Source organism: Oryzihumus sp. (genome assembly GCF_036391795.1).
In the GTDB taxonomy this organism is placed as follows: Bacteria; Actinomycetota; Actinomycetes; order Actinomycetales; family Dermatophilaceae; genus Oryzihumus.
The window spans coordinates 1-5,007 of the sequence record NZ_DASVZH010000300.1; the positions used below are offsets into that span (position 1 = coordinate 1).

Annotated in this window: 5 protein-coding genes; all 5 read right to left on the bottom strand. The window is 71.2% G+C overall.

Features of this window, described 5'->3' with window-relative positions; all coding sequences use genetic code 11:
* Positions 1 to 208 precede the first annotated feature (208 nt).
* Positions 209 to 865 carry a type 4a pilus biogenesis protein PilO gene (gene pilO / locus VF825_RS18475; protein ID WP_331116128.1) on the bottom strand — a complete coding sequence of 219 codons (657 nt, stop codon included), beginning with the start codon at positions 863 to 865 and terminating at the stop codon, positions 209 to 211.
* Positions 862 to 1,581 carry a hypothetical protein gene (locus tag VF825_RS18480; RefSeq protein WP_331116130.1) on the bottom strand — a complete coding sequence of 240 codons (720 nt, stop codon included), beginning with the start codon at positions 1,579 to 1,581 and terminating at the stop codon, positions 862 to 864. The genes pilO and VF825_RS18480 overlap by 4 nt, the downstream gene beginning before the upstream one ends.
* On the bottom strand, positions 1,578 to 2,657 hold the full coding sequence (gene pilM, locus VF825_RS18485) for a type IV pilus assembly protein PilM (RefSeq protein ID WP_331116132.1): 1,080 nt from the start codon (positions 2,655 to 2,657) through the stop codon (positions 1,578 to 1,580). Before pilM ends, VF825_RS18480 begins: the two co-directional genes overlap by 4 nt.
* 34 nt (positions 2,658 to 2,691) lie before the next feature.
* Entirely contained in the window at positions 2,692 to 3,483 is a 792-nt protein-coding gene (locus VF825_RS18490) for a prepilin peptidase (RefSeq protein ID WP_331116134.1), read from the bottom strand.
* A 27-nt stretch (positions 3,484 to 3,510) separates the two neighbouring features.
* Positions 3,511 to 5,007, bottom strand: a 1,497-nt coding sequence (locus tag VF825_RS18495) for a hypothetical protein (protein WP_331116136.1), incomplete at its 5' end; no start/stop codon positions are given.

The following is a 5,007-nucleotide window of genomic DNA, read 5'->3' on the forward strand; positions in this document are numbered from 1 at the left end:
GGACGCGCGGGGCTACCTCACCGGCGCCCCAGACCACGAGCACCGGGCAGGGGAGGTCCCCCCAACGCCTGTGCGGGGGAGAGTAGCCCGTTCCGGGCATACCGGACAGTCATCTGTAGATCTCTTTCCGGGCACAGAGCATCCGGGTGGACCCTCCGTCGCCGGGCGGGCGATGCGGTCGCCCGGTTGACGTCGCTTCGGGGGCCGCTCAGCTCTTGGCGCTCCCGGGGGCGACGAAGACCTGGAGCTGCACCGACAGCGTCGAGCTCCCGTCGATCGACCCACTTGCGGCGGTCCCCGCCGGTGACAGCTGCGCCGAGGAGACGACGGCCGTGCGGGGACCGACATGCTGGAGCGCCCTGAGGAACGCCTGCTGACGGTCGGCGGGACCGGTCGTGGAGATCGTGACTGGTATGGCGTAGAGGCCTGCCGTCGAGCCCTTGGCGCCCGAGCCACTGCCGGTCGCACCTGTGGCAGGTGCTGCGGCGGTGGGCGCTGCGCTGCCACCTGTGCCGGTCATGGTCGTCGGCGCGGCAGCCGTGATGCTGCCGACGGTCAGTCCCGCGGCGGAGGCCTGGGCGTTCACCTGCCGGATGAAGTCCGGCATACCGCTGTCCGCGGGCAGGGCGGCCTCGGCGGCCTGGAGCTGCTGCTGCAGCTGCGGCAGCTGGCTGCTCTCGTGCTGGAGCTGGACGAGCCTGGCACGCAGCACGTCGTTCTGGGAGGTGGCCGCGTCGGTCTGGTCATCCAGTGACGAGGCGTCGGCCAGCTTCGGTGAGATGAGGAACAACCAGGACAGGGCCAGGACGGCCAGGGCGGCGAACACGCCCCCGCCGAGCATCAGCCGGTCGGTGCGGCCGTTCATTTCTGGCTCCCGTTCGAGGGTGCGGAGGAGGACGGGGTGGGCGTCGGCAGCAGCTGGTCGGTGAGCGTCAGCTGCAGGCTGTAGGTCACGACGCCGTCGCCGGCGTTGCTCGAGGTCGGGTAGGGCTCGACGACGCCGGGCACCTTGGCGAGCCGGTCGACGTAGGCGGAGACGTCGCTCAGCCTGCGGGCCGAGCCGGAGATGGTGACCGACCCGATGTGCTTGCGCCCGGACGTGTCGAGGACACCGGCGCCACCGGCGTTGCCCGTGCCGGAGCCCTGGCTCTTGCTTGAGTCGAGCGTGACCACGAGCTGGTTGATGTTGACCCCGTCCGGCAGCGCGCCGCGCAGGGCGGCCAGCAGCGGCGGGAAGTCGACCGCCTGCGTCGTGAGGGCCTTGCTCTGGCCGGTCAGGCGGGTGGTCGCGGCCTTGACGTCCACGACATCGGCGAACCGGCGTTGCTGGTGCTGCAGCTGGGTGGTCTCCGTCTGGGCGTCGTCGAGGCGCCCCTGCGCCTGGAAGGCGGTGAAGGTGGCGGCGGCGTAGCCCAGGAGCACGACGGCGACGGCAGCGGCCGCCACGATGAAGAGCACCTTGCGGGCCTTGCGCATCCGCCGGGCCTTGATGACCTCCGGCGGCAGCAGGTTGGCGGCGATGCCCCAGCCGGGCGCCATGGTCCAGGGGCGGGCCTCTGTCGGCTCGAGCGTGGCGGTCATGCCGCGGCTCCCATGGCGAGGCCGACGGACACGGCGGTGGCCAGGCGTTGACGCTCGATCTCGCGGACCTCACGCATCGCGTAGCGGCCCCGGATGTGCTGCAGGGCGGGCACGACGGTGGCCAGGATGCCGACCTGCTCGCTGAGCATCTCGGCCAGGCCGGCCATCTCGGCACCACCACCCGTCAGCGCGATCCGCTCCAGCCGCATGCCGGGGTTGGTGGTGTTGAAGTAGTGGATCGAGCTGCGGATCTCTGCGAACAGCGGGCGCACCCCGTCGCGCAGGACGGTGACGACCTCCCGGTTGGAGCCGGTGAGCCCCTCCTCCAGCTTGGCCTGCTCGGCCGAGGCGGGGTCGAGGTCGGCCCGCTCGACGAGGCGGGCGGTGAGCTCGTCGCCTCCGCGGGTGACGCTGCGCACCACCCGGGGGATGCCGTGCGCGTGCACCACGAGGTTGGTCAGCTGGGCCCCGAGGTCGACGACCGCCTCGACGGCGAGGGTCTCGTCGGCGATGGCGCGCAGCGTGGCGAAGGAGGACAGGTCCACGCGGGCGACGTGCAGGCCGGCGCGCTCGACGGCAGCCACCGCGGCCGCGACCGGCCCCCGCGGGGTGGCGACGAGCAGGCCGTTGACGTGCTCGGCCTCCGGGTCGGGCTTGTCGAGCGGCACGAAGTCGACGACCACCTGCTCCATCGGCAGCGGCACGACCTCGCGGGCCTGGAACGGCAGCGCCTTGGCCAGCTGCTCCGGGGGAAGGTTCGGCATCTGCAGGTCGCGCACCACCACCTGCTGGTTGGTGATCCCGAGGATGACGTTGCGCCCGGCGATCCTGTGCTGGGCCCAGAGCTCGCGCAGCGCCTTGGTGAGGAGCGCCTGGTTGGTCACCACGCCGTTGACCACGGTGCCCGGGGGCACCGGCACCTCACCGACCCCGTGGATGGAGGCGGCGCTGCGGCTGCCGTCGGCGTTGAGGGCCACGACCGCCGCGCGCACCGCGGTGGCGCCGAGGTCGATGCCGATCGCGTGGCCGTCGGGGTTGGTCACCGGGCTGACGGTGCTGCGTTGCTGGCGTCTCATGGTTGCTCCTCGAGAGCGGAGTTGCGGTGAAGGCTCATCGACCCAGCGCCAGGCGCAGGTAGAGGTCGCTGATGGGTTGGGCCGCGAAGAGCCCCAGGAGGGCGCCGGCGATCATGAACGGTCCGAACGGGATGGCCGTCTTGCGGCCGCCGCGACCGGCCGCCAGGACGGCGATCCCGGCGATCCCCCCGAGCAGGAAGGCGCTGAACGCCCCGACAAGCAGCGTCGGCAGCGACACGAAGGCCGTGACCGCGCCGACCAGCCCGGCCAGCTTCACGTCCCCGAAGCCCATGCCCGCCGGGTAGGCGAACGCCAGCGCGAAGTACAGGACGTAGAGCCCCGCACCGCCGAGCAGTGTTCGCACTGCGGCGGATCCGTCGTGCTGCACCGCCGCCGCAGCCAGCAGCGCGACGCCGAGCACCGGGTAGCCGGGCAGCACGATCGCGTTGGGCAGCCGCTTGCAGTCCAGGTCGATCACCGCCAGCGCCAGCCCCCCGGCCGCAAACAGCAGGTATGCCGGCAGCGCGGCTTCCAGGTGCAGCTGCAGCAGCCGTGCCGTCACCGCGACGAAGAGCGCTCCGGTCGCCAGCTCCACGAGCGGGTAGCGCACCGGGATGGGGGTGTGGCAGTCGGCGCAGCGACCGCGGAGCAGCAGCCAGCCGAGGACCGGGACGTTGTGGCGGGCGCGGATGGGCCGGTCGCAGCCCGGGCAGTGCGAGGGGGGCCGCACCACCGACATGCCCTGGGGGACGCGGTAGATCACGACGTTGAGGAACGACCCGACCGCCAGGCCGAGCAGGGCGGCAGGGACGAGCAGGATGAGCATCGGTGGGGGAGCCTTTCTCGGTGCCCATCACGAGCCCGACGACAGGGCGGTGATGTTCCAGGTGCGGTTGGCCACCTGGCCGGACGGGGTCGGCACCCAGGGCACGCGCAGGCCGCCCTTGGGGTTCTGACCCGCTCGAAGGTTGTCGTAGTTGTACTGCAGCGTCATGCCCGGTCGCTCGATGCTGGACTGGGCCGGGTGGCCCTGGAACTGCACCTTGGTGACGCCGCGGTGGTACATGTACAGGCCGCCGTAGACGTGGATGTTGCCGTCGTCCCCGCCGCGCGCGACGTTGTCGACCCGGAAGCTGCCGCGCAGCGCGAAGATCGACCCGTAGAGGTAGCTGTCGGAGTTCTTCGTCTTGCCGTGCCCCATCGACGGGGCGTCCTGCAGGTCCTTGTACACCGTCGCGGGCGGGTAGCCCGGCCAGTCCGGCAGCGTGGTGTAGGTGCCGGTGGTGTCGTTGGGGCACCACCCCGGAGACGTCGTGGCGGTGTTGTCGTCGTAGACGCAGGTCAGCGGCCGGTAGACGCGGATGTCGTGACCGGCGATGAACGCGTAGCCGTCGTTGGTGGTCGTCAGGTTGGTGTCTGCGTAGCTGACGTTGTTGGTCAGCAGGATGTCGTGCTCGGCCACCAGGGACAGCTGGCCGTCGAGCGTCCCCTCGATGTAGGCGTCGCCGTAGCCGAGGGGGTACTGCGTGACGTCGCGGTTGACGTCGTTGTACGCGTTCGTGGTGCCGAACCACGGGAAGGTCGCGGTGGAGTTCAGCGTGCCGACGGCCGTCGAGGTGGACCGGGTCGCCGGCCCCTGGACGACCGCCACCGAGGCGGGGCTGTTGCAGTTGCCGTTGTTGTTCTTGGAGCAGGAGTACCTCGTCAGGGTCACCTGCCAGCTGGTGGTGGTAGTCGAGTACCCGCCGCCTGCGGACGGCTGGAAGAAGGGGTCGCTCGGCGAGAGGGGCGGGGGGCTGGTCGTGGTGGGTGACGACGTCGTGGGCTCGGCCACGGTGAGCACGTACTGGACCCCTCCGGCGGTCAGGGATGAGGGGGCCGTGGTGGTCACCGAGGGCAGGCTGGCCTTGAGCTGGTTGATGAGCTTCTGCTTGACGTCGCTGTTCGCCACCGTCGTGTCGGCCACCACTCCGTCGGTGGCCGCCTTGAGCTTGGCGAAGACGTCCTCCTTCGGCGTCGCGGTGCCCGTCTCGCAGTCGAGGTTGCGACGCTTCGTCGGGTCGGGCGTGATGAGCGGGCAGCTCGTCGTCGTGGTGTAGGTCGCGTTGTCCGTCCAGGTCCCGGCGAGGGCGTCGCCGCTGGTTGCGGCGGGCACGGTCAGGCCGCTCCCGAGCTGGAACACCGGGCTGGACTGGGTGGCCATCGTCGTGCCGAGCACGCTGGGGTTCTTGACGTAGATGATGGCCTTGGACACCGGCACCTTGGCCATGACGACCCCGCCGCCGACGCCGGAGTTCTGGTTCACCCACGAGCCGGTGCTCGTGTAGCAGTACCGGGACGCCGAGGTGTC